At 39.1% G+C, this 4577-nt stretch carries 5 protein-coding genes and 1 pseudogene; 2 read left to right on the top strand and 4 right to left on the bottom strand.

From position 1 onward, the window contains the following. Positions 1-173 precede the first annotated feature (173 nt). Complete coding sequence (locus NL42_RS16255) at positions 174-464, top strand: hypothetical protein (RefSeq protein ID WP_461313525.1); 291 nt, start codon at positions 174-176, stop codon at positions 462-464. 2 nt (positions 465-466) lie between these two features. Next, complete coding sequence (locus NL42_RS16250; RefSeq protein WP_461313524.1) at positions 467-2071, top strand: PepSY-associated TM helix domain-containing protein; 1605 nt, start codon at positions 467-469, stop codon at positions 2069-2071. Positions 2072-2117: 46 nt separating this feature from the next. On the opposite strand, the gene NL42_RS16245 is transcribed toward NL42_RS16250, so the two are convergent. From NL42_RS16245 to NL42_RS16230, 4 genes and pseudogenes are all read right to left on the bottom strand, one after another. After that, positions 2118-2738: an ATP-binding cassette domain-containing protein gene (locus NL42_RS16245; RefSeq protein WP_461313523.1), complete on the bottom strand. Its 621-nt coding sequence runs from the start codon at positions 2736-2738 to the stop codon at positions 2118-2120. A gap of 4 nt (positions 2739-2742) precedes the next feature. Beyond that, the gene (modB, locus tag NL42_RS16240; protein ID WP_151988139.1) at positions 2743-3435 is read right to left on the bottom strand and encodes a molybdate ABC transporter permease subunit; all 693 of its coding nucleotides are present in this window, start codon (positions 3433-3435) and stop codon (positions 2743-2745) included. Further along, complete coding sequence (modA, locus tag NL42_RS16235; RefSeq protein WP_461313522.1) at positions 3432-4217, bottom strand: molybdate ABC transporter substrate-binding protein; 786 nt, start codon at positions 4215-4217, stop codon at positions 3432-3434. Before modA ends, modB begins: the two co-directional genes overlap by 4 nt. 181 nt (positions 4218-4398) lie before the next feature. Further along, positions 4399-4577 (bottom strand): annotated as a pseudogene (locus tag NL42_RS16230) (LysR family transcriptional regulator); the annotation flags it as partial.

The raw sequence follows: 4577 nt of genomic DNA, 5'->3' as shown, positions 1-4577 counted from the left end.
CAACATCTTCCTACTTTCTTTAAGTATTTGGGTCTAGTGCTATTAGGCATTGGATTTATTGCGCTCTTTGCAAGCTTACCAAAAGTTGTGGCCGCTTTTTGTTGGTTCATGCTCATCATTTTTGCGTGGTCGTTTCTTCCTTTTATGGCGCTTTTTAAACGGAAACTGATTTCATGAAAGCTAAAATTCAGTCTCCGATCCAGCCAGACTGGTGGAGTAAAACTTTTGCTGGTGGTGTTTTTGGTCTAAGTCTTTCTATCGCTATTGGTAATTTAATTGTTTTATTGGGCCAACCTTATGTTGCCATGGATTTATTGGTGCAAGTGGGTATGTGGAGTGTTCCTTGGTTTTGGATGCCTATTATGTTTGGCAGTTATTTTTTTTCGACTGGACGAAAAGCGCTTATCTATTTATTCATTGCTAATGCCCTAGCGTATAGCTGTATTTTTGTCTTATGGGGTTAAACATGAAAGTACGTTCAGACATCATGAAATTAGCAAAAAGTATGCATACTTGGGTGGGTGTATGCGCTGGGATTTTGCTTTTTATCTGTTTTTTTGCTGGTGGGCTCAGCATGTTTCAGCATCACATTAGTAAGTGGGCTACGCCAACACAGCAAGTTTTACCGAAAGTCTCACCTGATCAATATAATGAGCTTATTCAAAAAGTACAAACAGCCTATCCTGCTGCGCAAAAGAACTTCACACTCAATTTATCGTCCAATGAATTTCACTATGCACCTATTACGTGGAGTGAGCATGAACGTGGCGATGGCTTTAATGCTGCTCAGTCTACGTGGATGGCAAGCTTAGATGATAAAGGTCAGTTAATCGTTGCCCAAGAAAACCTATCTAAAGCTGGCTGGTTAATCGAACAGTTGCATGAAACAGCAGGAATACCTGGCATGGCTGGCCATCATGGATTGGGTCTCTATGTGATGGGCGTGGTTTCAATTTTATATTTTCTTGCCCTGCTTTCAGGCGTCATTATTCTTTTACCGACCTTGGTAAAGGATTACTTTGTTATTCGCCCTGGTAAAAATAAAAAGCGATTTTGGCTAGATGCACATAATGTAATTGGAATTACCAGCTTACCGTTCCACATCATTATTAGTATTAGCGTTATTGTCTTTGCTTTTCATGACTTTTTTTATGATGCGATTGGACAGCTTGCCCTCAAAGGACAACCAGTTTTTCAGCGTTCTCCCCCAGCGCTGATTCAACCGAAACAAACACAGATTGATGTGCAGCAAATATTAGCTCAAGCTAAAAAAGTAGCACCTGAATATTCAGTCGACTATATCCAGTTCAGTGGCCTAAACAAACCTGAAAAAGCCAATGCACGTATTGCCCTCTATAGTTCAGATCAAATGTTGCGCGGTGCGAATCAAGACTTTATGCGTATGAATCCATATGCAGTTGAGCACTTTAACCATAAAGGCATTAACACACAGACTGATGCCGGGAATAAGTTAATCAACGCCATGTTTAGCCTACATTTTGGAAGTTTTGGTGGTACAGGCGTACGTTGGATTTATTTTGTGTTAGGTGTCGGTGGTGCTTTCTTATTTTATACGGGCAATATTCTTTGGGTTGAAACTCGTGCACGTAAACAAAAGCGCGCTGAAGATCCTGTTCCTGTTCAACGTAAAGATGTAGTGTTCCTTGCGAATTTAACTATAGGTACATGTTTAGGGTGTGTTTTAGCTGTCGTAGGCACAATGTTGGCTAGTCGCTGGCTTTTCGCAGCGCTCAACATTGAAAGCATGAATCACCTCTTTATGTATGGTTATTATGCGATTTTCCTACTGAGTTTGATTTATACCTTTGTGATTGGCTATGCAAAAGCTTTACCGCAACTGCTGTTAACCTTGGTTTTAGTGTTATTTGCGATTCCGCTTACATCCCTTTTAGCCTACTTCATTCCTCAAAGTGGCTTATGGGTACATGGCGGAGAAATCTTAGTAGTTGATTTCTTGGCTGTCATTTTTGCATTCGCTTTCTGGCGTTTTTATCAACAAGCCCAAGATCGCCGAAAATCTGCTCCAATGGGCAGTTTATGGGCTAGCTAACAACCATGAACTAACTAGACTGAAATAATGTGTGAAATATGAAAAATTATAAAACCCACATTGTTTCGGTCAGTTGTTTAATTTCTTGAATATCATGACTTACATAAATCATCGGAATTTTTATTTCCTCTTTTACCTTCTGAAAAAAAGGAATAATTTCAGCTTTATGATTCGCATCTAGTGCTGATAACGGCTCATCAAGCAGTAACAGCTTAGGTGAATATAACAAGGCTCTCCCTAGTGCTACGCGCTGTTTTTCACCACCTGAGAGTTTAATGGGCATACGTTGTAATAAGTGCCCTAACTTTAATAATTCAATAATGTAATCTGCTTCGAAGTGACGTTCTTGTTGGGAAAGATGCTTAATACCAAATAATAAGTTTTGCTTTACCGTTTTATGCGGAAAAAGCTGAGCATCTTGAAAAACCAATCCAACATGCCGCTTTTGGGTACTCAAGTTAATGTTTTGATCTGAATCAAACCATGTTTGATCCTGTATTTTAATGAGCCCACTACGCGGAGTGTTCAGTCCTGCAATGGCATGTAAAATCGATGTTTTACCTGACCCAGAGGCACCAAATAATCCAATAACTGAAGCATCTGATTGGAAACTAGGTTCAATATGAAATTGACCCATGTGTAGCTGAAAACGGCAATCAATCAACATAACCTTACCGCCCCAAACGCTTTTTTTGATAACGATGAAACCACTGTGCAAACCACAGCGCTAAAAAAGCCACACTTAACGATAAAACAATAAGCCTTTGAATAGCTGCTTCTGTGTCGGGTTGTTGCATTAAGCTATACATGGCTAGAGGCAAAGTCCGTGTTTCATTTGAAATATTACCCACAAAAGTAATGGTGGCCCCAAACTCTCCTAAACTACGGCAAAAACATAAAATAGCGCCAATTAAAATACCACTGCTGGCAAGAGGCATCGTGACATGAAGAAATGCCCCTAAAGATGAAGCACCTAATGTCTTTGCTGCCATTTCTAAACGCTGATCGACTAGTTCAATCGCTAGACGAATAGATTGAACCAATAGCGGAAAACCCATCACTGCTGATGCAAGAACGGCGCCTTTCCAGTTAAATGCAAAATCAATTCCGAGCGGTGCCAAATATTGTCCAATAATGCCTCGGCTACCAAATACCTGTAATAACAAATAACCAGGAACAACTGGTGGTAGCACTAAAGGTAAAAACACCAATGTTTCAATAAATGACTTACCCCAAAACTCTTTACGTGCCAAAAACCATCCCACACAAATTGCAGGAATAATGCTGACCACAAGACAACTTGCCGCTACCTTACAAGAAAGTTGTAGCACGCTGAGCTCTTCTGGGGTTAAAGAGAACATCATGGTTTTGCTGGAGCCAACACGCTAAAGCCATACTTTTTAAAGACAGCTTTGGCTTGGTTGCTTTGTAAAAATTGATATAACTTTGTTGAGCTCGGATTCTTTTTAATTATCCCTACAGGATAAATAATTGGTGAATGCGTATTTTCCGGAAATACACCAACTACTGTTACATCTTTACTAATGGCTGCATCGGTTGCATAAACAATTCCAACCTGACATTCACCACGTGCAACAAAATTTAATGCAGTTCGAACATCTTCTGTTTCAACTAACTTTGGCTCAATACGGCTCCACCAACCTAGGTTAGTAAAAGCTTGTTTAGCATATTTGCCTACAGGCACACTTTTGGTATCCCCTGTACAAATCTTGCCTGTAAATACTTTATTGGGATCGATCGTTTTATCTAGTTTTACTTTTAGTGACTGACCTTTAGGAGTAATTAGAACCAGACGGTTGCCTAATAAATTTATACGGTCATTTGCTGCAACTAATTTTTTGTTTTGTAGATAATCCATCCACTGTGTATCAGCAGAGATAAATACATCGGCTGGTGCCCCAGCTTCAATTTGTTTAGCTAAGGTCGATGAACCTGCATATGAAGTTTTAACTTCTACTTTATTTTGTTTTTCATAAATTTTTTCTAAATCGTTAATCGCATTGGTTAAGCTCGCTGCTGCATAAACGGTAACCGATTCAGCTTTGGCTGGAACATTAAAGACCAATCCTATGCTGAGCATTGAACAAGCTAAAGCCAACTTTTTTATCTTCGTATCACTTACCATTATATTTACCTTTTTGTCGTTTTTTGCAGCGATATATACTCAAGAATATAGCGATAAGCATAGACGATGAAAAGTAGAAATTATTTATAAAGATAGATATTTTTGCTGAGCAATTAAAAACCTATAGTTAAGCAAAACTGATTCGCACTTAAATTCTTTGATTTATAAAATATTTCTCATCTTATTTCTTTAAATAGCTACTCATAATTTGATAATCATGTTCTAAGGCTTGTCGAGCATTGATTTCCATTTGGCGGTAATGCTGTAAGACATTCTGGCCCAAAGCTGTAACGGCTGCCCCACCACCATGTGTTCCACCTGTTTGAGTTTCAACTAAAGCTGTTTCGAAGCACTGGTTCA

The organism is Acinetobacter sp. GN11, assembly GCF_054823985.1.
This window is presented reverse-complemented; position numbering and strand designations above follow the sequence as displayed.

What these genes read in the sequence shown, in the direction of transcription:
- NL42_RS16255 (WP_461313525.1), top strand. Translation starts at nt 174, where the DNA reads ATGAAAGCTAAAATTCAGTCTCCGATCCAGCCAGACTGGTGGAGTAAA.
- modB (WP_151988139.1), bottom strand. Translation starts at nt 3,435, where the DNA reads ATGATGTTCTCTTTAACCCCAGAAGAGCTCAGCGTGCTACAACTTTCT.
- NL42_RS16250 (WP_461313524.1), top strand. Translation starts at nt 467, where the DNA reads ATGAAAGTACGTTCAGACATCATGAAATTAGCAAAAAGTATGCATACT.
- NL42_RS16245 (WP_461313523.1), bottom strand. Translation starts at nt 2,738, where the DNA reads ATGTTGATTGATTGCCGTTTTCAGCTACACATGGGTCAATTTCATATT.
- modA (WP_461313522.1), bottom strand. Translation starts at nt 4,217, where the DNA reads ATGGTAAGTGATACGAAGATAAAAAAGTTGGCTTTAGCTTGTTCAATG.